Genomic DNA, 21,211 nt, shown 5'->3' with positions numbered 1-21,211 from the left:
TCAGTCTCCTGTCTCTTCTGGCGGGCCCGGCAGGATCTCCACCCGGCACGTGAGGTGTACGGGGCACGACGCCGCGACGACGTCCAGGACACGGTTCGCGTCCACCCGGCCCCCGTGCGGCGCCCAGACCCGCACCAGAAGTTCGCCGGTCGGCGCCGGGGGCAACGCGGTTCCCGGCTCCGACGACCATCCGACGCCTCCGCCGTCACGGATGTCGGCGTGGACGCCGAAGCAGAGCCGGAGCTGTTCGATCAGGCCCCGACGGGTGCCACGCCACCGGTGCAGCTCGACGGCCCGGGCGACGACGGCCCGCCGCAGTTCCAGCGGCAGTTCCGGATCGAAATCGGCGCCCACCCACGACGCCAGCCAGGGCAGGAAGTCGGCCGGGGCGAGAGCCGGGTCGAAGTAGGCGGGAAGGTTGTCCAGGGTGGACAGGACGGGGGCCAGCACGGTGTCCAGGCCCGCGGTGAACCGCTGGGCCAGGTCGTCGTCCGCGTACAGCGCGGGCAGCATCCCGCCGATCGGGTAGCGGCTGGCGAGCCCCGGTACCGCGGCCCTGGTCATGAGCCCTCACCGTGCCCGCCCGCGGCGACCACGACCTGGTGCTGGTGCGAGAAGACCAGGGCACCCGCGGCGACGTCGATCCGCTCCTGCGCCGCCCCGCGCCGGCCGGTGATCGGGTCCGCCGGGAACAGCCGCACCTCCTCGACCAGGCCCACTCCCGGCACGTTCTGGAGCACCGCGAAGACCTCGCCGTACTGCACCGGCCTGCCGAACGGCCACCCCGCGCCGTCCGCCCCGCCCCGCAGGGGGTCGATGTGGCGGAACAGTGCCGCGAGCGCCTCCGTGCGGACCCGGTCCACGTCCCCACCGGACGCCACCAGCCTGGCGACCACGGTGACGCCCTGGTACGCGGGCGGCTCCACCACCAGCCGGGTCCCGACCAGCCGCCGTTCGTCGAGCCGCGCCGCGACCGCCGAGAGCACCGAGTCCGCCGGGATCAGCTGCTCGAACCGCAGGTTTCCGCCCTCGTCGGGGACCGCGTCGGGGACCACCAGGACCCGCACCGCACCGCCCTCGCCCGCGGCGGCGGGCAGGCACCGGACCCTGCGCAGCGAGGGAGCGGCCTCGCGGGCGATCATCTCGTGATCCGCGGCCGTGACCGCCCGCTCCTGCACCCGGAGGATGTGGGGCGCCCGGACCTTCGCGTTCTCCACCGTCTCGCCGTCGACCCCGCCCCGGGCCGCCTCGCGATTGTTCACGCTCGCCACGTACGGCACCGAGCTGCGCAGCACATTGATGGCGCCCCGGGCGACGTTCCCGGCCGCGCCACCGCCCGTCCGGTAACGGGGGACCCGCAGCTGTGCGCCCTTCTCGGGCACGGCGCCGCAGGCGCGCATCGTCCCGTCGGGCTCGCGCACCTCGGGCGGGAACGCGAACTCGCCGGTGACGGCGTCGATCCGCACGTGACGGTCGTCCGGCCGGGAGACGCCGAAGTGCTCCACGGCGGTCCACACCTGCCAGCCCTCCGCGGAGGACACCTGGACCACCGGCGGCTCCCCGTCCAGCAGCAGCGGGGCCCTGCTCACGGAGAACCGCTGCCCGGCGACGCCCTCGGAGACGCCGAGCGGAACGTCCAGGACGGTCTCCGCGTGCTCCACGTCCGCGGTGCCGCCGACGGTGAACGCCTCGGCCTCCCGGATCGTCGGCGACTCGGAGTAGAACGGCTGGCCCGGCTCCGGCGCGGTGACCCGGCAGCGCAGCCACCCCGCCCGGGTCCCCGCGGCCACCGACGTGGTGTGCCCGGCGGGGACGAACACGGTGACCTCGCCGGGCCTGTTCAGCCCGCCGGTGCTGTCGGTGCCGGTCCGGCACGTCACCCAGCGGGCACCGTCCCACGCCTCCCACACCAGCGGCGGCTGGCGCGGGTCGACGCCCACGCCCTCCACCCGGCTGTCCAGGCGTACCGCGACGATGCACCGGGGAACGGCGGTCGGCAGCCCGAACAGCACGGCGTCGCCCGGCTCCGGCCGGGCCTGGAAGCACGGGACGTCCTGGCCCGCACCCAGCGGTGAGGTGCGGTCGGTCTGCTCGCCCGACACCGGCGCGGTGACCAGCCGGACCAGCGAACTCGGCACGATGGGAAGGTCGTCGGGCAGGGAGAACACCACCGCCTCCTCGGCCTCGCCGCGCGAGGTCGCGACCTCCGTGCCCGCCGGGAGCAGCACGGTCTCCGGTTGCGGGGCCGACAGCCAGAAGTCGACCTCCGCCCGCGCCGCCGTCGGCGGGAACAGCGTGACGCCGAGCAGATCGAGGAAGGCCGAGTAGTTCTTGTCCGGCACCCGGTTCAGCCGGTACAGCAACTGGTCGACCATGTACGCGAACGTCTCGATGAGCGTGACCCCGGGGTCCGACACGTTGTGGTCGGTCCACTCGGGGGTGCGCTGCTGGACGTACCGCTTGGCCTCGTCGACGAGTTGCTGGAAGCGCCGGTCGTCCAGGTTGGGCGAGGGCAGGGCCATCAGCGCACCCCCGCTTCCTCGGAGCCCTCGGAGGAGGGGATGGTGTAGAAGGGGAAGACGAGGTTGCGCAGGTCGTTCGTGGCGCGCACGGTGTAGTGCACGTCGATGTACAAGGTGCCCTCCTCGACGGCGTCGAACGCGATCACCACGTCGGTCACCTCGATACGTGGCTCCCAGCGCTCCAGCGACGTGCGGACCTCGCGCGCGATGCGGCCCGCGGTGGCGCCGTCGCCGGGGGCGAAGACGTAGTCGTGGATGCCGCAGCCGAACTCCGGCCGCATCGGCCGCTCGCCCGGCGCCGTGCCGAGGATCAGCCCGATCGCCTCCTCGATCTCCTGGTCCCGCTCGACCATGCCGATGCCGCCCGTGGGACCGACCCGCAACGGGAAGCCCCAGCCGCGCCCGATGAAACCGCCGCTCACACCGGACCTCCGATCAGCACGTTGAACGCGCCGCTGACGATCTGCGCGCCGCAACTGGTGGTGTCCCGCATGCGGGCGGCCGGCAGCCCGCCGATCAGCACCTGACCGGTGAGTGCGGAGGCGGGGTTGGGCATGATGACGTTCCCGGGCCCGAGCGCGGCGTGCGGGGGGACCACGCACACGTGCAGGCTGCCGACGACGGCCGCCGGTCTGCCGCCGATCAGCACGGTGGCCACGGCCGCGGCACCCGGCGGCGGGGTGCCGATGAGGCCGCCGTGAACGGTGGAGTCGCCCGTCCGGGCTGCAGGGGGCATGGTCGCTGTTCTCCTAGCTGCGAAAGGACTTCGGCCGCCGTAACGGGCCTCGTCGGGGCTTCAGTTGATCCGGATGAGCTTGGCCTTGAGGACGGCGAGCAGGCCCCCGTCGACGGTGACCCCCGTCCTGCCGTTGACGGTCACCGACCTCCCCCTCACGTTCACCTCACCCGTGCCGGCGTCGAGCGTGATGCCGGACGCGGAAAGGGTCACGGAGCTCAGCACCCGGGTGCCGCCCGGGGCGAACACCTTCAGCGCGATCTCGTTCCGCCGCTCGTCCAGCGTGACGTCGAGCCGTTTGTCACCGCTGGCCAGCCGGACACCGGACGGTCCGCGCGGGCTGTCCAGAAGCTCCAGCCGGTGCCCGGAACGGGACACCAGCGAACGGCGGTTGACCTTGCCGCTGGTCGGGTCGACCAGCGGCACGTCGTGGGGCGACGGCTTGTCGACCCCGTTGTAGAGGCCGCCCAGCACGTAGGGGCTGTCCAGCAGGCCCTGCTCGAATCCGACCAGCACCTCGTCGTTGACCTCGGGACTGAACACACCGCCGCCGCCCTGGCCGCCCCACTGCACCGTACGGACCCAGTCGGACACGTAGGCGTCGTCGAGCCAGGGGAACTTCAGCCGGACCCAGCCCCGTTCGCCCCTGCCCTCGCGGATGTCGGTGACCACGCCGATCGCGAGGCCCGGTATGCGCGGACCGCGCGCGGGCGCGTTCGCGCCACCGGCCAGTCCCGCCAGGGAGCGGTCGGGAGCGGCGCTCACCAGCACGGTCGTGCGGTAGCCGCCGTTCGGCTCCAGGACGTGGTGCGCGGCGGTCGCCGTGTAGCGGCCGGAGAACGCGGGCCCGACGTTGCCGAGCGCCACCGGCTCACCGGCCCGCAGATGGGGGTTCCCCTCGGCGACCGCTTCGATCTCCCCGAAACCGGAGCTCACCGACGAGGCCAGGGAACCGGCGACGGCCGTGGCCTCGGCCTGGGTCCGGTACGGGGTGTCGGCGACCGTCAGCCGGGTGCCCGACCCGAACGCGCCGGCCGCCCGCGCAGGACTCATCCCGGGGGACACCGTGTCGCTGCGCACGGACTGCTCACGGGCCACCAGCCGCGACTTGGTCTCCACGTCCCAGCCGCGCACCTCCACGTCGTGCGCCCCGTCCGCGCCGGTCAGCACGGCCCGCAGGGCCAGCAGATTGCGCCCGTACTCGAGAACCATCGGGTTCCGGGCGGCGGAGGTGTCGGGCGAGGGCGCCGAAGCGGCGGGCTTCGGCTTCACGAACTGCAACAGGCCCCGGTCGTCCACCCGTACGTGTGCGCCGCTCTCGCCCGCGAGGTACTGGAGGAACTCCCAGTCGGAGATGTTGGGCTGGGTCAGCTGCTTGTACGTGACGGGGGCGGCCTCGATCCTTCCGCAGGCGAGGCCGGCGCCCGCGGCCACCTTGCGGACGATGTCCGCGGTCCTCATGTTGCGGTAGGCCACCACCTTCCGCCCGCGCTGCAGCCGGTGGGCCTTGGAGAAGGCCCGGACGACCGTGAACGAACCAGTGGTGTCGCTGTCCAGCTCGACCGCCGTGACCTCGCCGGTGAACAGCCGCTCGCGCGCCCGTTCCTGCACGGTGACCACGGATATGTTCAACGGGGTGCCGATGGTGAGTCCGGTGGCGGTGAGCAGCTTGTGATCGGGGTCCCGGTACGTCAGCACGGCGGTGTCCGGCAGGCCGACGTTCTCGTCGACCACGCAGCTCACCAACTGGGCCGCCCAGACAGGGGGCAGCTCACCGGGGGCCTCGACGATCGGATCGGCGGCGAAGGAGCGGCCGGGGGCGGTCACCGGCCGCCCTCCGCGGCGGGGGCCTCCAGGCCGGGTACGACCAGCTCCCGGCCGGGGACCAACTGCATCGGGTCGTCGATGTCGTTGGCGTGGGCGATCGTGCGCCACGCGGTGGCGTCGCCGTACTCCCGCCAGGCGAGCAGCGGCAGACTGTCACCGACGACGACCCGATGGGTGCGCCGCGCCTCCCGCGAGCCCGAGGTCGGGTTCTGGCCGGGCGTCTCGCTGCTCGCCTCCTCGATCGAGAGGGAACAGGTGGCGCGCAGCGGCTTCCCGTCGACGTCGAAGAGCGTGTACGAGATGGACAGGCTGGACATCACACCGTCGAACGAGGTCGTCCGGGACGTTCCCCAGTCGAAGCGCACCCAGGGGCTGGCCGGCGTCTTGCGGGCCAGGCTGTTCGGGGTGGGCGCACACGCCAGCATCAGCTGCTCCACCGCCTTCTCCACCGAGTTGTCATGGGTGGCCGTGGCGTCGAGGAAGACCTCCATGGACAGCGTCCGGGGTCCGCTGCCCACGAACTCGGGCAGCGCGGACTGCTCGGCCATCCGGGACGGCGTGCGCCGCCATTCGGTGCTCTTGTTCAGCGACAGCCGCGCCGGGTTGAACTGCAAGGTGAGCTGGGCGATCCTCCCGCCCGGCTTGGCGCCGACCTCCGCCGGCGGCTCCATGATGGTCAGCTGGGCGCGAGCACGACTCGTGCGGGCGACGGGTGACATCGCGTTCCTCCTTCCGGGACTTCGCGTGTGACGAACGGGACTTCACGTGCGACGGACCGCTGGTGTCCGCAGGCGCACCGGTGAACGCTCAGGAGGGCTCCAATCCCTCGTGCGCGATCTCCAGCGTCTCGATCGCCGGCTGGGAGCTGGCGGGATCGAAGGAGGGGCCCCGCCAGCGCACCGGCACGATGCCCTGTACCTGCCAGCTGATGATGCGGCTGAGGTCGGGGCGGAGCGCGACGATCTCGCCGTCCTTGCGCTCGACACGCTGGATCGTGTCGTTCAGCCACCGCGCGATCTTGAGCGTGTCGGTGGTGACCGGGCGGGTCAGTGTGATGTTGGTCCAGGTGATCCGCCCCGGCAACTGCCAGGTGAAGCCGTTGTTGCCGCCCTCGGCGTACTGCTCCAGCTCCACCTCGGCACCCAGGCCCGAGCAGGTGTGGAAGGCACCCAGGTCGTTGCCTCCGATCACCAGCTTGAAGAACACGCTCGTCGCGAAGATGTTGTCCGTCATGTGCTTTTTCTTCTTCTCTGCTGTTTCCGAGTGCGTTGCCGGGCGGGAGCGTTGTCAGCGGCGGCCGTCGTACAACCGGCCGGTGCGTTCCCGGCCCCGGCGCAGGTCCGCGCGGATCAGGCGGCTCACCGGATCGATCAGGCGACGTGCCAGTTCCTCGATCTCCGCGCCGGTCACCCGCTGCGCGGCCGGAGCCGCCGCCCCGGGCGGGTCGGCCGGTCCGGTCCTCGCCGACGGACCGGCGGGCTTCACCGGGGCCGCCCTGACCGGAACACCGGTGATCCCGGCTTCGGCCGCCGCGCGCTGCACGGCCCGCGCCGCGGCTCCCGGACCGTTCGGCGCGGTGGCCGGAGCGGGTGCGGGACGCGGTGACTTCGGCACCCGCACCGAGAGGGCCGGTGCCCCGCCCGGTACGGCACCGTCTCCGGGCGCCGGACCGGTGAACGCGGGTCCGGCGGACTCGGACACCACCGGCATCGCCAGCCGCTGTACGGCCGGGGCGGCCGGTCCCGGGCCGCCCGTCGCGGGCGGATGCGGCCGCACCACGGGAACCGGCCGAGTGGCGGACGGCGCGGACATCCTGGCGAGGGACGTCGACGCGTGCGGTACGGACGAAGCTCCGGGGGAGAACGGCGACGTGTACGGGAGAGTCGGTGCGGGGAGCGGTGCCGGGGACGGCGGAGCGGGAACGCGGGCAGGGCGGGATTCCCCGTGCTCCCGCGCCGGCGGGTGGGGGTCGAGCGGGGACGGCGTGGCCGGTCCACCACCCGCCGAACGACGCACGAGCCGCAGGAGGGAGCCGCCGCCCCACGGCCCGCGACCTGTCCGTCCGGCACCGGTCGCGGGCCCCGCCCCGGAGCCGTCCGGTGCGTGGCGAGCGGGACCACCGGACGTCGTCCGGCCCGAAGGCGCTCCGCTCCGAGAAGCAGCGGGCCCGGGGCTTTTGGACACCGAGCGCCGGACGGTTCCACCGGGCCCCGGCCCTTCGGGTGTTCGTCGCGCGCGCGTCGGCGGTTCGGGTACCGCCTTCCTGCCGTCGACGTGGGTCCGGTGCGGCGGGACGGGCGCGGCGGGACCGGTGTGCGGGTGAGGGGGCGTAGGCCGGGGAGACGCACCGGTCGACGGCCGGTGCTGTCCGGGCGACGCACTCCCGTGTCCCGGTGGCGGCACGGCGGCCCCCGGCTGCGGCACGTCACGACGCCACGTGGCTGCCACGACCGGCCGGGCCGTGCCGCCGCCCGCCGTCGTCACCGGGGCCGAGAAGCCCTCGGCCGAGCCGGTGCTGACCTCCAGCGCCCTGCTCGGGAGCAGGGCGCGCGACCGCTGGACGACGGGCGCCTGCCCCCCGGTATCGACGGTGGGTCCGTGGGCGCCTGTCGGCGCCCGCTCCGGAGCGACCCTGCGGACACGTACCGGGACGGCGGGAGCGGAAGGAACCGGAGGAGCCGGGGGAGTCCGGGGCGTGGAGGGAGAGGATCCGGTGGCGGACGCGTTCGTGGGCGTACGGGGGTCCGCCACGCGCTGGACGGCCGCCGGGCCCGGTGCGGCCGAGGTGGGAGCTCCGGACGCGGGAGATGCCAGCGCGGGCATCCCGGAAGGCCCGTCCGGCCGCGTCGGTGTCCGTACGGGCCCGGCCGGTGCGGACGGCGGGGGAGTCGAGGGCTCCCGCACCGGCGTCGTGCCGTGCCCTGGTCCCATGGCCCCCGGGTGCGTCCGACGGCGGTCACCGAGCAGGGGGGCGTCCTCCCGGAGCCTGGCCGTCGAGGGGAGCGAGGGGAGCGGGGCGCCGATCCCGCTGCGGGTACGCCTCGGCGAGCCGGTCCCGCCGGGCGGTGGTGGTGTCGACGCCCCGGCAGGTCCCGAGGGCTTCGACGGCTCGTGCCCGGCGGGCTCCTGGGACCGTTCCCGCTCGGAGGACGAAGCCCGTTCCCGAGCCGGTGCCGACTGGAGGGACGGGGACGACCGGGGCGTGCGGGACTGCTCCGCGGCGCCGGGACGCGGGGACGGCCGCGGGCGCGCGGGTGGTGCCGTCGCCTCCGGCGCCCGTGCGGTCACCGGGTCCGATGTCTGCGATGTCTGCCGCTGGAGTACGGGCATGCCCGGTCCGCGCCCTTCCGCCGGGCCGGACGGTACGACCCCGCCCCGCCCCGCCGGGTCGGCGGGCACGGCCCCGGAGGGCAGTTCCCGCAGCGGCTTGCCCAGGGCGGGCCGCACCGCCGTGACGTCGGGAGGCCCGGCGGAGCCGCCCGGTGCGGGTGATGGTGCGGGTGCGGTGTCGGGTACGGGCGCATCCGCACCGGGGCGGCCCGGACGGTCGGACGTGATCCGCTGTACGGCGCCGTCGCCGGTGACGGGGGCGGACGGTGCGGATCCCGCAGCGGGCGGGATTCCGGTGATGTGCCGCAGCGGCATCGCCGGGCGCCGGGCGACGATCAGCGGCGGAGCGGTCCGCCGGGGGCGCACCGCGGCGGGGCGGGTGCGCTCGGGCGCGGCCGGTGCCGGTGCGGCGCTCTCGGCACGTTGCGATGCCGATGCCGGGGCAGGCCCCGGGCCTTCGGCCGATGCCGCACTCTTCGTCGGAGGCGTCCCCGGTGTGGCCCCGGGGGCGGTCGCGCCGCTCGCACGAGCGGCCCGTCCCGGTGTTCCAGGAACGGAGGAGACCGGAGGCACCGGAGCGCTCGACCGCTGGACGGCCGCCGGGCCCCGCCTCGCACCGGTCGTTCCCCGGCCGGCGGCCGCGGGCGGCAGGTCCACGGCGGGCTCGGCGCTCCCGTCCGTAGCGGGCCGGGCGGCGCGCAGGAGCAACGGTCCGCCGTCGGACACCGTACGCGCGCCCGCGGGGCGGGTGACCCCGCGGATGAGACCCACCGGCGCGGACGGCATCACGGCGTGGCCGAGTTCGCCGCCGAACGCGACGTTCTGCCACGAGGCGAGGCCGGACCTGAACCGCAGCCCGTCACTCACCCCGATCGAGGACCGGGCCACGGTCACCGCCGGCGGCGCGACCTGCCGCCAGCCGCCGTCCCAGTCGCCGCCCCGCCCGTCGGCCCGGCCGACGCCCGGGCCGGTCCCGGTCGTCGGCCCGTCACCGGCTTCGTCCCCGCCCCGGGAGGGGGCGTCGGACCGCGTGCGGTCCGCTCGGCGGAACCAGTCGCCGAACCCCATACGATCACCCGCCTTCGTTGACGCGGGTGTTGATCCGCGCTATCTCCCTGACCCACTGCTGACGCTCGCCGTGGGTGAGGTCGAGAATGTCCTCACGCTGCCAGTGGAAGTGGTAGGCGACGTACGCGATCTCCTCCCGCAGGCGGGGAAGCGCGTACGTCACGATTCCCCCAGGCGCCCACCCGAGAGGTCCACCTCGAACGAGCCGTGACACAACGGGCACGTCACGGCGGCGTGCGTGTGACCCTCGCTGTTGATCCGCCGGTAGAAGTCCTGCAGGAACGCCACGTCGGTGGCGTACATCCGCTCGACCACCCCGGCATGCACATCGGTGATGGTGCCGAGCCGGGTGATCACCTGACTCAGCAGCACCACGCTCAGGTACGCGGGGTTCTCCTTCACCCGCAGATCGATCTGCGGGCGCAGCTCGTCCCGTGCCGTCGCGAGCCGCATCGAGCCCTGCCGGTGCACCTGGCCCTCGTCGTCGACGTAACCGCGCGGCAGCTCGAACTCGAACTCCGTGCGCAGGTCCTGGCGTTCCCGTTCCCGCGCGGCAGGCGGCGCGGGGGCCTCCTCGCGCGCGGCGGACGGGGCCGCGGCGAGGGTGTCGAGGACTTCGTCGAGCCCGCCCGACGTAACGGTCCTGCGCCTCATTCGACCACGATCTCCTCGAAGGTGATGGTGACCGTCTCGGTGGCCGCGCTGGACTCGCCGGCCTTCAACGACGGGCCCTCCCACTTGCTGGCCCACCCCTGCATCAGCTGGATGCGTCGGACCGTGTCGCCCTTCGAGTCCTTGATCTCGATGGTGAGGTTCTGGCGCGCGGCGTCGACGGCCCCCTTGTTGAGGGTCTCCTTGATCCAGTTGGTGAACTCGCTGCTCTTGTCGATCCCGCGGGTGATCGTCACCTCACCCGCCTGGCGTGCGCCGGGCTGCTTGCGGATGATCTGCTTGCCCTCGGCGGTCACCTGACGGACCTCGACGACTTCCTCCTCGACGGTCAGACCGCTGACCTCCTGGATCGACTCGACGAGATAGCCGCCGAGCTGCACGCCGAAGACGTGGGTGGAAAGAGCGTCGCCCTCTGCCATGACTCTGTGTCACCTGTTCCGTTTGCGGACCCTGTTCGGGTCACTCGTTGACGAGGCTGGTGCTGTCGGAGAACTGCGCGAGGCGGAAGACCACGAACTCGGCCGGCTTCACCGGCGCCACGCCGATCTCGCACACGACCTGACCGAGGTCGATCGACTCCTGCGGATTGTTGTCGCGGTCGCACTTGACGTAGAACGCCTCCTCGGCCGTGCGGCCGAAGAGAGCGCCCCGGCGCCATTCCTCGGTGAGGAAGGCGGTCACGTTGCGCCGGATGCTCGACCACAGGCGGTCGTCGTTCGGCTCGAACACCACCCACTGGGTGCCCAGGAGGATCGACTCCTCCAGGTAGTTGAAGAGGCGGCGCACGTTGAGGTAGCGCCAGGCGGGGTCGGAGGAGAGCGTGCGGGCGCCCCAGATCCGGATGCCGCGGCCGGGGAAGGCGCGCACGCAGTTGACGCCGATCGGGTTCAGCAGGTCCTGCTCGCCCTTGCTGAGACGGATCTCCAGGTCCAGCGCGCCGCGGATGACCTCGTTGGCGGGGGCCTTGTGCACGCCGCGCTCGCCGTCGCTGCGCGCCCACACGCCGGCGACATGACCGCTCGGCGGCATCAGGGAGTTGCGGCCGGCCGCCGGGTCGAAGACGTTGATCCACGGGTAGTACACGGTCGCGTAGCGCGAATCGAACCCGGTGTCGTCGTTGCGCCAGGTACGGACCCGTTGTGCGCTCATACCCGGCGGAGTGTCCAGCACGGCGACCCGGTCGCCCATCTGCTCGCAGTGCGAGATCAGCGCGAGCTGAACGGCCTTGACGCCCTCGACGTCGATGTCCCCGCGCTGGTGGGCGCTCATCAGGTCCGGCACGGCGACCATGGTGATCTCGTCGATCGCCTCGAGCCCCGCGAGCCCCGTGCGCTCCGACGCGTCCCCGACGAACTCGGCCGGGCCGATGCGCACGGCGCCGGTCCCCGGGCCGGAAGCGGCGGGCGAGAGCGGGAGGACCTGGTTCTCGGGCCGGCTCTGGGCCGTGCCGGGCTGCTCGACGACCTCGATCAGCTTGGACTGGCGGGCCTGGGTGACCAGGTAGCCCTTGACACTCTTGCGGATGGAGACGTCGAAGGTCTCCACCACCTTGCCGGACTGCCGCACCAGCAGCCGGAACCGGTCCTCCGGAGGGTTCTCCCCCTCGGCGTCGGCGACCTCCACCGAGAGATCGCCACTCGTACCGGGCCGTGCGGACACCAGGAAGCCCCCGAGGGCGGCGGAGGCGGCCGCCGCGGTGGCGGATCCGCCCGCCGAGTCCTGAGCGGGGCCGCCCACGCGCACGACGTAGGCCGCGCCGCCGCCGTTGGCGAAGTATCCGTGGACCGCGAGCGTCAGGTACGTGTCGGGCGCGTAGGTGCCGAAGGTCTGGACGTACTGGTCCCAGCTGGTCACCAGCGTCGGCCGGTGGAAGGGGCCGGTCTCCGCGAAGCCGACGAAGGCTGCGACCGCCGTGCCGACGCCCTCGATGGGCCGTGCTCCGGACTGCACCTCCTCCACGTATACGCCGGGGGTGAGGTACGACGGCATGCTCGCTCCTTCGGGTGGTCGTCCGATCGACGCCCAGTCTTGTCGGGCCGCCCCGGCGGGCAGTAGGCCTCGGAGTCCTGGGCACGGGGCAAGGACGCTGCCTTTCCAGGCACCCGGGCGACGGGGGATTCTTCCCCGCGCGGACGTGCGCGACGGGCTCTCGGGCCCGTCCCGAAGCGGTTCCCTCGGCCCATGGGGCTGTGCCCCACGTCGTCCGACGGCGCCCCCGCCTCCGCGGTCGGCGGGGCGGCCCGCGGTCGGACCCCGGTTGAGGGGTGATCACTATCGGCCAGAGTGGAGCGCGCGGGACCGGTCGACCGACCGGGCTCCTCGCGGCCGGAGAAGCCCGGCGGACCAGTACCGGCGCTTGTGCGCCGCCCGCCCGGAAGACGGCGGGAGGGAGCGGTGGGCATACGGAATCCGGACGCTCATCGCCCGTGGTGGTTTCGCGGGTGTCGCGCGTCCGCATCACCGGGACGTGCGGGGAATGGGTTTCGCCGACACTCGGCAAGCCGGGTTTCCCCGGGTGGGATTTTCTGCTGTTCTCGTCCCGCACGGGGGGAAGTGGGAGGCCCGGCGCTTTGTTCTACGGTGCGAGGTCGCTCAGTATGCCGCTGACATTGAGTACCTGGTGGCATCCGGATGCCTGGGTTCCGGTAGCTGGAGTGCCCGGCTTGTCGCACGTCACGGAAGCGGTGACCGCGGCGTTCTCCGGAATCTGGATGGGGGTGACCCAGTGATAGTCCTGATTGCGGAAGGTCTCCAGGGCGATGGTGGTGATCTTCCGGTTCCCGAAGGTGATGGTCAGCACCCCTTCGTCGCCCTGGAAGTTCGCCACCACGATGTCCGTGACGCCGAACACCTTCCCCCTGGGCACCCGGTACGTCCGCTTCTTCTCGGCCCCGGCCCCGGTCTGGACGTCGATGGTCTCCGATATCTGCTGGTCGCCGCCGGCGCCGGTGCCCGTCGTCGAGCCGGAACCGCCCGAACCGGAACCGCCGGGTCCGTTGGACTGGCCGGGATTGGGCTCCTGGCCTCCGTCCTGCCCCTGACCGCCGGTCGGATCGCCCGAGCCGCCGGCCGAAGTCGCGCCCTGCTGACCGTTGCCCGGCCTCTCCTTCTCCGCGGCCTCGGTCACCGCCTGTTTCGCGGTGCTCCGCACCGCGGGCCGGACCAGCGCGAACCATGCGAGCAACAGGGCGAGCAGCGCGGCCAGCACGATCAGCAACCATTTGGGGAACACGGGCAGTTGAGCGAACTCGCCGGACAGCGTCTCCGGCGGGCGGGGCTGCTCGTCCTCGGCATCCCCTTCTTCCTTCTCGGCGGCCTCGACCTCGAACGGCCAGGTGGCCGGCTCGCCGAACCAGATCAGCTTCCGGGCCCGCAGCCGCAGGCCCAGCTCGGCGGACTCGCCCGGTTCCAGGTGCTGTTGGCCCGGGGAGAAGGCCAGACGGAGTTCCTCCCCGGCCTGTGTCCCCGTGAGCGCGACATCGACCGGGGTGTTCCCCCTGTTCTGCACCGAGGTCCGGAACCGGGCGCCCAGCCAGCCGCGGCGTCGACGGGGGTCCAACTGGGCCCGGAGCTCATGGAAGGGCTCGACGACCACCGTGGCCTCGGGGACCGCCACCGACTCGGGACGCTCCGCGGGCAGGACACGTACCCCCAGGGGCGTCTCTCCTGCCCGGACCTCGGGGGAGCGGGGCGGCGCGAGCCGCACGGTCACCACCTCGGAAGTGCCCGGATAGAGCGAGACACGCGCCGGCTCCACGGTGCTCCACGCGGCGCAGTCGCCGACCACTTCGAGCGTGTAGGCCTCGACGATGTCGCCGTCGTTGCGCACGGTCAGGGCCGTCGTCGCCTCGGCGCCGGGCGACACCGTCACCGTGGACATTTCGAATTCGGCAGATGTGGTCACGATGCGACGTTAAGCCGCGGACGCGGTGGCACAGCAGAGACGCGAGGGCAACGAACGGGCAGGGCTTGTGCCCCGGCGGCCCAACGGCACGGTGTCCCCGAACCCCTCTCCCGGGCCAGGTCCCCGTGACGGAACCCGGCGTGAACGGCAAGGCAACCGGCATACCGAGCAGTAGCACCTGAGGAAGACGAGCACGGAACGATGACGACGACAGACGTGAACGACGCAGCGGTGACGCAAGGGCAGTTCCGCAGGCCCACCGCTTCGGAACGTGCCGCCCAGCGCAGCGCGAGGAAGGCCCCGCCGGGCAGGGTCTCCGTAGCGGTGTACGCGGAGGACCTGATCCTTCAGACCGGCGTGATCCACCAGTTGCGCCCGCGTCCCGAGATAGAACTGGCGGCGGAGTCCGAGGCCGACCGGGCCCAGGTCTCCTTAGTGGTGGTGGACATGGTGGACGAGCCCACCGTCCGGCTCCTGTCCCGCCTCCAGCGCAACACCGCGACCCGCACCGGACTTGTTGTCGGATTCTTCGAGTCGGGCGCGCTCCAGACCCTGATCGAGTGCGGTGTGGCCGCCGTGCTCAGGCGCGGGGAGGCCGACCAGGACCGTCTCGTCCACCTGGTGACGGCCATAGCCAACGGCGAAGGCGTACTCCCGGGCGATCTGCTCGGAAAGCTCCTCGCCCACGTCAGCAGCCTCCAGCGCTCGGTCCTCGACCCCCGGGGGCTCTCGCTCTCCACCCTCACCGCACGGGAGGCGGAGATGGTCCGGCTGGTGTCGGAGGGCTTCGGCACGGCGGAGATCGCGCAGAAGACCTCGTACTCCGAACGCACCGTCAAGAACGTGCTGCACGAGATGGCGACGCGGCTCGAACTGCGCAACCGGGCACACGCCGTCGGCTACGCCATGCGGCACGGACTCATCTGAGTCACGCCTCGTGCCTCCCGTGCGGACGGCGTGGCCGACGCCGCCGCACGGGAGCACGCCCGCGTTCCCGGAGCCGGAGAGAGGGACGCAAAGGGCAGCGGCTCCTTCCCCCGATCCGGGTACTCGGGGCCTGTTCCCGGCCGCGAGTGCGCGGGATGCTGGTGAGGGGAGCGTCATCAAACAGACTGTGAGGTGGGCCGTGACCGGCACTGCTGGCCCGGCGAGGCAGACCCGGCTGCACCGACTGGCGGGCGTGGTGGTGCTGTTGGCACCGCTTCTGGTCGCGGGCTCCGCATCCGCTCCGCAGGGTGCGCCGAGAGTCGCCGCCGCGGCGGACGAAGCCCCGGCGGACGCCGGCCGGATCGCCTTCGCCGGTACCGGGCACCGCAGCCTCGGCCGGGTCTCCCCGTCGGACACCGGCACCAGCGCCCCGCTGTTCGGCACCGGACCGACCCACTACGACCAGGACCCCTCCGCGCGCGGCGGGTCACTGGTCTTCACCAGCCTGCGCGACACGGCGCGCCCGCAGGTGTACGTGCGCGAGGCCGGCGGAACGGTGCGCAGACTCACCACCGACCGTGACGCCGCCCACCCCGAACTCTCCCCGGACGGGCGGACCGTGGTGTTCGACTCCGCGGAGCGGGGGCCCGGCGGCAGGGTCCAGCACGACCTGTGGACGGTGGGGGTCGACGGATCCGGCCTGCGACGGCTGACGGAATCGGACACCGACGAGACCCATCCGACGTTCTCCCCGGACGGCACCCGGATCGCGTACTCCGCGGACGGCGACCTCCTGAGGGGCCGACAGGTATACGAACGGGCCGTGTCCGGCGGCCCGGCGACCCGGATCAGCGACGGGCCGCGCGGCGACGCGACCGAACCGGTGTGGAACCCGGTGGACGACGACACCCGTCGCGCCCGCGTCGCGTACACGCTCACCGAGGACGAGGAGACCGGCCCCCGCCTCCGGGTGACCGAGGGCCTCGGGAACGACCGCCCCCTGCTGGCCGGTGTCCAGGCCGGCTGGCGCACCCGTTCCGCCGCCTGGCTGCCGGACGGGAACGACCTGGTCTTCCTCAGCCCCGACACGACCTGCGGGTGCAAGGACTACGACCACGTCTACCGGGTGACCTCCTTCGGCGAGAACGAGCCCGGCCTGGTGCTGGGCGAGGACCGTGAGGTCGAATCACCCACCTGGACCGGTCCGATGGACTCCGGGACCGTCGTCGTGACCCGGCGGACCACCCAGAAGGCGCACGTCGTGACGCTCCAGGACGCCAGGCAGGACGGCTCGGACCCGCGGGACCTGGGACTCACCATCCTCAAGGAGGACCCCGAGGCCGACACGAACGAGGACCCCGCCAAGGACCCCCTGTTCGATCCGGCGGACGGCTACGACCCGTGGACCGAGAGGCAGAGCTACACACCGGACGGCCGGCGCATCGTGGTGACCGTCTTCGGCAACGGCGAGGGCGGGCCCCCCGAACAGATCTGGCTCGCCGACGCCGACGGCTCGAACGCGGCTCCGATGAAGCTGGCCGGACGCGGACCGGGCGACTGGGACACCGACCCCGCCTTCTCCCCGGACGGCACCAGACTGGCGTTCACTCGGTCCTCGCCCGGCAGGGTCGACGGGAAGCCGGGGCCGAGCAGCATCCTGATCGCGGACGTCGCCACCGGGGAGATCGTCGGCAGGATCGTTCCGCCGGAGGGGCAACTGGCGGGCAGCGACGCCCAGCCCGCCTGGTCGTCGGACGGCTCCACCCTCGCCTTCACCCGCAACCACGTGATCCGCGGACTCGGCGGCATCAAACACGTCTGGACCGTCCCGGTGAACGCGCTCGACCAGCAGCGGGACCTCAGCGTCACCGCCTGCCCCGGTGAATGCAAGATCATCGACGACAGCCCGGCGTTCTCCCCCGACGGGACCCGGATCGCCTTCAACCGCAAGGACGGCGGCGGCCGGATCAACGAGCGCAACGGAATCCTCGTGACCTCGCCCACCGGAGAAGGGTGCCGAGTCCTGCTGCCGTCCGCCCAGCGGGACAACCCCGACGCCTGCAGGCAGGAGCTTCCCGACACCACGCAGAGCGGTCCCTTCCAGCCCCGCGACGTGGCCTGGTCGCCGGACGCACGGCGGCTGGTGCTGAGTTCGCGCCGGACGGTCGAGGCGAACTCCCGGGAGCGGCTGAAGGTGCTCGACCTCGAAAGCGGCGACCTGAAGCCGCTGACGAACGGACTCGCCGGGCGTCAGAAGGAGCCCGCGTTCCAGCAGTCGGTCGACCTGGCACTGACCGCGCCGCCCACCGGCTCCGCGGTGGAGGTCGGCTCCTTCGGGGAGGTGACGGTCACCGTCACCAACCGGGGCCCCGCGCCCGCGCCCGGCACCGTCTTCACCGCCGACCCGCCGTCCGGCGTGCGGCTGGACAGGATCACCACCCCCGCCGGTACTTGCTCCACCGGGTCGCCGCAGTGCGACCTGGGCGTGCTCCGGCCCGGCGAGAGCGTGGACGTCACCGTCCGGCTGACCGGGGTGACCACGGGCGACCAGCGGATCGGCTGGTCGGTCACCGGCACCGTGGTGGACCCGAACCCCACGGACAACGCCACCGCGACCGTCGTCCCGGTCCGGGACGCGCCGGCACCCACCCCGACCCCCACCCCGACGACCACGCCGCCCGCGCCCCCGCCTCCGCTGCCGCCGGAACCCGAGGCGGGACCCGGCGTCGTCGTACGGGCCCAGCCCAACCCCGGGTTCGTCGGCGGCCGGGTGGTGGTGACCTACACCGTGCGCAACGGACGGAACGCCCTCGCCACCGGCCTGCGGCTGAAGCTCGGCCTGCCCGCGCGCGTCCCGGCGGGCCCGCTTCCGGCGGGTTGCACGGCCGGGGTGTGCACACTGCCCGACCTGGCTCCGGGAGCCTCCACGGTGGTCCGGGTCGTGCTCACGCCCGACCGGGCGCTGAGGACGACCATCACCGGCACGCTGACCACGACCGGTACCGACGCCGACACCCGCGACAACGTCGCCAGGACCCCGCTGCGCATTCTCCGGCCCCACATCGTCGCGGTGCCCGCCGTCGGCAAACCGGGGTTCGTCACCTCCGTACGGGGCAAGGACTTCCCGCCGGGGGCCCCGGTGAGGCTCACCTGGAAACCGGGGATCACGGCCACCGCGCCGCCCACCGTCCCGCGCGCGGACGGCACGTTCATCGCGCAGCTGCTGATCCTGGTGAAGGACCGGACGGGACCGCGCACCATCACCGCCACGGGACCCGGGTTCAGCCCGGCCACCACACCGTTCCTGGTGGTCGTCGGCGCCATCGTGCCGCCGGACGAGGTGGGGCGCCGGTGATCCACGAAGTCGACGAGGGACTCCGGCTGCTGCTGGTCGAGGCGGGTCTCCAGGAGAGCGGCGTCGACCTGGTCTTCGAGGCGCCGACGAAGGACTGGGCCGCCCGGCGCAACGCCCCCACGGTCAGCGTCTTCCTGCACGGCATCCGCGAGGACGCGACCCGGCGCCGCACCGGCACCGCCGAGGAGCACGACGAGGAGGGAATGGTGGTCGGCTGGCGCACCCCGCCGCGCTGGTTCGAGCTGACCTATCTGGTGACCGCCTGGACCAACCGTCCGCAGGACGAACACCGGCTGCTCTCCGAGGTGTTGCGCTGTCTCGTACGGTCGAGGGCGCTGCCCGCCCGGACGCTCACCGGCAGCCTCGCCGAACTGGGTCTGACCGTGGAGATCGAGGCGGCGGGCTCGGGCGCCGACCGGCAGTCCACCGCCGACGTGTGGTCCGCACTCGGCGGCGAGCTCAAGGCCGCGATCGACCTGCGGGTGTGGGCCCCGCTGGAAGGCGAACGGACGTCCGCCGGCCCGCCGGTCACCGAAGGACTGGTGGTGCGGGCCGCGCCCGCACGGAACGGCGAAGGCGTGGAACCTGGGCGCAGGCTGCGCTACGACGGGGCGTCCGATCCCGGTGAGCGGGGTTTCGCAGCGGAACGCGAACGGCAACTGCCGCCCGGACGCCGCAGGCGCGGGAGCGCGGCTCGATGACCACGGCACAGCACACCCGGACCGTCCGTGAACTGCCCGGCGCCCCGACGGCCGTCGAGGAACTCTGGGAGCGGTTGATCCACGTCGAGCAGCGGGTCAGGAACGCCGTCGCGGCCCGGCGGGCCGTCGACCCGCAAGCGGACGATCCCTACCGGGGGCAGTACCTCACCCCCGAGGGTGCCGAACGGATCCTGGCGGCCCGCGACGCGTTCGGGCCGGTGCCGGAGTACGCGTCCCGCCCCGGGCCGGACTCGCCGCCCGGGAGCCGGATCGGCAGGCTGGCCGAGGAGTTCGGCCTGACGCCGCTGGACGTCGATCTGCTGCTGGTCGCGATGGCGCCGGACATCGACGCCCGGTTCGAGCGGCTCTACGGCTACCTCAACGACGACCTCACCCGACGAAGGCCGACCATCGGCCTGGCACTCGAACTCTGCGGGCTGCCCGCCGCGAGCTCCGGCCGCTTCCGGTTCTCGTCGTCCGCCCCGCTGGTCGCGGGCGGACTGCTGACGGTCCTGGAGGCCGACCGTCCGCTGCTCTCCCGGGTGCTGCGGGTACCGGACCGGGTCACCGCCCACCTGCTCGGCGACGACGAACCCGACGGGAGGCTGCGCGGACTGGTCCGGGTGGCCGGCATGGAGGACGATCCGGACCCGGAGCCCGAGGCACTGCTGGTCGCGGCGGCACTGGGCACGGGCAGCGGCCTGGTCCATCTGCTGGATCGGGGAGGCGACCCCGGCGGACTCGCCGTGCGGGCGCTGCTCGCCGCGGGACGGCGCCCGCTGCTGGTCGACGTCGCGGCGCTCGTCGGCGTCCCGCAACCGGCGGAGCTCGTCCGGACCCTGGCGGCCGAGGCCCGGCTGAGCGGCGGCGGTGTCGTCCTCGGGCCGATCGAAGGGCTCGCGCCCGAACGCCCCGAGGGAGCCGGACTGCTCGGCACCCTCTGCGCGGCGATCAGCGGCACACCGCTGGTCGCGTACGGGAAGAAGGACTGGGACCCCCACTGGAGCAGGGAGAGCCCCGTTCCGGTCCCTGTCCTGCCCACTGGTCCCGCAGGCGCGGCGCGGCGGTGGAGCCGGGCACTCGCCGCGGCCGGTGCCGCGGTGGGGCTGCCTCCCGAGAACGTGCGGGCGGCCGAGGAACTCGCGACGGCCGTCACGTCCTGCCGGCTCGACTCCGAGCAGCTGCGCAGGGCCGCCACCGTCGCCTCCCGGCTGGCTGCCGCGCAGGAGCGTCCGGTGGACCCGCGGGACCTGCGCAGGGCGGTCCGGGCCCAGAACGGCGCGGGGCTCGAACGGCTCGCCCGCCGCATCGAGCCGGCCGTGGGCTGGGACGACCTCGTCCTGCCCGCCGCGACCCGTCGGCAGCTGTCCGAACTCGCCCTGCGCGCACGCCACCGCGAGCAGGTGCTCGGCCAATGGCGGATGCGGCCCGGCGGAGGCCGGGGACGAGGGGTCATCGCGTTGTTCGCCGGCGAGTCGGGCACCGGCAAGACGATGTCCGCCGAAGTGGTGGCCTCGGAGCTCGGCGTGGACCTCTACGTCGTGGACCTGTCCATCGTGGTGGACAAGTACATCGGCGAGACCGAGAAGAACCTCGAAAGAATCTTCGTCGAGGCGGCGGACGTCAACGGCATCCTGCTGTTCGACGAGGCGGACGCCATCTTCGGCAAGCGCTCGCAGGTCAAGGACGCTCAGGACCGCCATGCCAACGTGGAGTCGGCCTACCTCCTGCAGCGGATGGAGTCCTTCGACGGGATCGCGGTGCTCACCACCAACCTGCGGGCCAATCTCGACGAGGCCTTCACCCGCCGCCTCGACGTGATCGCGGAGTTCCCCATGCCGGACGCCCAGCAACGCCTGGCCCTGTGGGACCGCTGCCTCGGAACGGCGATCCCGCGCGACGCGGACCTCGACCTGGAGTTCTGCGCGCGGCGCTTCGAGCTGGCAGGAGGATCGATCCGCGCCTGCGCGGTGACGGCCGCCTATCAGACGGCGGAATCGGGTGGACCGCTCGGCATGGAGCAGATCGTCTCGGCGGTGCTCCAGGAGTACCGCAAACTCGGTCGACTGGTCATGGAGAGCGAGTTCGGCCCTTGGCTGGACCGCACGCAGGGGCGCGGCGCGGGGTAGGTTCCTCTACCATCGTCGGCCGACAGGCACTGTCCTGGTC

The 21,211-nt window shown here is 73.1% G+C and carries 17 protein-coding genes; 4 read left to right on the top strand and 13 right to left on the bottom strand.

Going from position 1 to position 21,211, the window contains the following annotated elements; translation table 11 throughout:
* The 13 genes from AB0E67_RS24715 to AB0E67_RS24655 form a co-directional block, all read right to left on the bottom strand.
* Positions 1–564 (bottom strand): phage tail protein, encoded by a 564-nt coding sequence (locus AB0E67_RS24715; RefSeq protein WP_362030560.1) that lies wholly within the window; start codon positions 562–564, stop codon positions 1–3.
* Positions 561–2,522, bottom strand: a complete 1,962-nt coding sequence (locus AB0E67_RS24710) for a putative baseplate assembly protein (protein WP_362030558.1) — start codon at positions 2,520–2,522, stop codon at positions 561–563. Before AB0E67_RS24710 ends, AB0E67_RS24715 begins: the two co-directional genes overlap by 4 nt.
* Positions 2,522–2,944 (bottom strand): GPW/gp25 family protein, encoded by a 423-nt coding sequence (locus AB0E67_RS24705; protein WP_073784142.1) that lies wholly within the window; start codon positions 2,942–2,944, stop codon positions 2,522–2,524. Before AB0E67_RS24705 ends, AB0E67_RS24710 begins: the two co-directional genes overlap by 1 nt.
* Entirely contained in the window at positions 2,941–3,258 is a 318-nt protein-coding gene (locus AB0E67_RS24700; protein ID WP_073784144.1) for a PAAR domain-containing protein, read from the bottom strand. The genes AB0E67_RS24705 and AB0E67_RS24700 overlap by 4 nt, the downstream gene beginning before the upstream one ends.
* Positions 3,259–3,318: 60 nt before the next feature.
* On the bottom strand, positions 3,319–5,085 hold the full coding sequence (locus AB0E67_RS24695) for a VgrG-related protein (protein WP_362030556.1): 1,767 nt from the start codon (positions 5,083–5,085) through the stop codon (positions 3,319–3,321).
* Positions 5,082–5,804: a LysM peptidoglycan-binding domain-containing protein gene (locus AB0E67_RS24690; RefSeq protein WP_073784148.1), complete on the bottom strand. Its 723-nt coding sequence runs from the start codon at positions 5,802–5,804 to the stop codon at positions 5,082–5,084. Before AB0E67_RS24690 ends, AB0E67_RS24695 begins: the two co-directional genes overlap by 4 nt.
* Before the next feature lie 88 nt (positions 5,805–5,892).
* Entirely contained in the window at positions 5,893–6,318 is a 426-nt protein-coding gene (locus tag AB0E67_RS24685) for a phage tail protein (protein ID WP_362030554.1), read from the bottom strand.
* Positions 6,319–6,372: 54 nt separating this feature from the next.
* Positions 6,373–6,897, bottom strand: a complete 525-nt coding sequence (locus AB0E67_RS24680) for a hypothetical protein (protein ID WP_362030552.1) — start codon at positions 6,895–6,897, stop codon at positions 6,373–6,375.
* A gap of 2,590 nt (positions 6,898–9,487) precedes the next feature.
* On the bottom strand, positions 9,488–9,646 hold the full coding sequence (locus AB0E67_RS24675) for a DUF6760 family protein (RefSeq protein WP_003966147.1): 159 nt from the start codon (positions 9,644–9,646) through the stop codon (positions 9,488–9,490).
* On the bottom strand, positions 9,643–10,137 hold the full coding sequence (locus AB0E67_RS24670; protein WP_351524923.1) for a hypothetical protein: 495 nt from the start codon (positions 10,135–10,137) through the stop codon (positions 9,643–9,645). The genes AB0E67_RS24675 and AB0E67_RS24670 overlap by 4 nt, the downstream gene beginning before the upstream one ends.
* Positions 10,134–10,574 carry a phage tail protein gene (locus tag AB0E67_RS24665; protein WP_073784156.1) on the bottom strand — a complete coding sequence of 147 codons (441 nt, stop codon included), beginning with the start codon at positions 10,572–10,574 and terminating at the stop codon, positions 10,134–10,136. The genes AB0E67_RS24670 and AB0E67_RS24665 overlap by 4 nt, the downstream gene beginning before the upstream one ends.
* 40 nt (positions 10,575–10,614) lie before the next feature.
* Positions 10,615–12,144: a phage tail sheath family protein gene (locus AB0E67_RS24660; RefSeq protein ID WP_362030550.1), complete on the bottom strand. Its 1,530-nt coding sequence runs from the start codon at positions 12,142–12,144 to the stop codon at positions 10,615–10,617.
* Positions 12,145–12,730: 586 nt separating this feature from the next.
* On the bottom strand, positions 12,731–14,035 hold the full coding sequence (locus AB0E67_RS24655; protein WP_362030636.1) for a hydrolytic protein: 1,305 nt from the start codon (positions 14,033–14,035) through the stop codon (positions 12,731–12,733).
* A 225-nt stretch (positions 14,036–14,260) separates the two neighbouring features.
* Here AB0E67_RS24655 and AB0E67_RS24650 point away from each other — a divergent pair, with 225 nt between their 5' ends.
* The 4 genes from AB0E67_RS24650 to AB0E67_RS24635 all read left to right on the top strand — a co-directional run bounded on the left by AB0E67_RS24650 (position 14,261) and on the right by AB0E67_RS24635 (position 21,171).
* Positions 14,261–14,986 (top strand): LuxR C-terminal-related transcriptional regulator, encoded by a 726-nt coding sequence (locus AB0E67_RS24650; RefSeq protein ID WP_362030548.1) that lies wholly within the window; start codon positions 14,261–14,263, stop codon positions 14,984–14,986.
* 199 nt (positions 14,987–15,185) lie between these two features.
* Positions 15,186–18,341 (top strand): hypothetical protein, encoded by a 3,156-nt coding sequence (locus tag AB0E67_RS24645; protein ID WP_362030546.1) that lies wholly within the window; start codon positions 15,186–15,188, stop codon positions 18,339–18,341.
* Positions 18,338–19,042: a DUF4255 domain-containing protein gene (locus AB0E67_RS24640; protein WP_362030544.1), complete on the top strand. Its 705-nt coding sequence runs from the start codon at positions 18,338–18,340 to the stop codon at positions 19,040–19,042. Before AB0E67_RS24645 ends, AB0E67_RS24640 begins: the two co-directional genes overlap by 4 nt.
* Positions 19,039–21,171, top strand: coding sequence for an ATP-binding protein (locus AB0E67_RS24635; RefSeq protein WP_362030542.1), 2,133 nt, complete (start codon positions 19,039–19,041; stop codon positions 21,169–21,171). The genes AB0E67_RS24640 and AB0E67_RS24635 overlap by 4 nt, the downstream gene beginning before the upstream one ends.
* Positions 21,172–21,211: the final 40 nt, after the last annotated feature.

It is taken from the genome of Streptomyces sp. NPDC032161 (assembly GCF_040636995.1).
Classification (GTDB): Bacteria; Actinomycetota; Actinomycetes; order Streptomycetales; family Streptomycetaceae; genus Streptomyces.
Note: the sequence above shows the minus strand (reverse complement) of the source record. Positions and strands in the feature narration are given on the sequence as shown.

Coding starts and splice junctions, on each gene's coding strand:
- AB0E67_RS24690 (WP_073784148.1), bottom strand. CDS start 5,804: ATGTCACCCGTCGCCCGCACGAGTCGTGCTCGCGCCCAGCTGACCATC.
- AB0E67_RS24665 (WP_073784156.1), bottom strand. CDS start 10,574: ATGGCAGAGGGCGACGCTCTTTCCACCCACGTCTTCGGCGTGCAGCTC.
- AB0E67_RS24700 (WP_073784144.1), bottom strand. CDS start 3,258: ATGCCCCCTGCAGCCCGGACGGGCGACTCCACCGTTCACGGCGGCCTC.
- AB0E67_RS24670 (WP_351524923.1), bottom strand. CDS start 10,137: ATGAGGCGCAGGACCGTTACGTCGGGCGGGCTCGACGAAGTCCTCGAC.
- AB0E67_RS24635 (WP_362030542.1), top strand. CDS start 19,039: ATGACCACGGCACAGCACACCCGGACCGTCCGTGAACTGCCCGGCGCC.
- AB0E67_RS24680 (WP_362030552.1), bottom strand. CDS start 6,897: ATGTCCGCGCCGTCCGCCACTCGGCCGGTTCCCGTGGTGCGGCCGCAT.
- AB0E67_RS24685 (WP_362030554.1), bottom strand. CDS start 6,318: ATGACGGACAACATCTTCGCGACGAGCGTGTTCTTCAAGCTGGTGATC.
- AB0E67_RS24660 (WP_362030550.1), bottom strand. CDS start 12,144: ATGCCGTCGTACCTCACCCCCGGCGTATACGTGGAGGAGGTGCAGTCC.
- AB0E67_RS24710 (WP_362030558.1), bottom strand. CDS start 2,522: ATGGCCCTGCCCTCGCCCAACCTGGACGACCGGCGCTTCCAGCAACTC.
- AB0E67_RS24650 (WP_362030548.1), top strand. CDS start 14,261: ATGACGACGACAGACGTGAACGACGCAGCGGTGACGCAAGGGCAGTTC.
- AB0E67_RS24655 (WP_362030636.1), bottom strand. CDS start 14,035: ATGTCCACGGTGACGGTGTCGCCCGGCGCCGAGGCGACGACGGCCCTG.
- AB0E67_RS24715 (WP_362030560.1), bottom strand. CDS start 564: ATGACCAGGGCCGCGGTACCGGGGCTCGCCAGCCGCTACCCGATCGGC.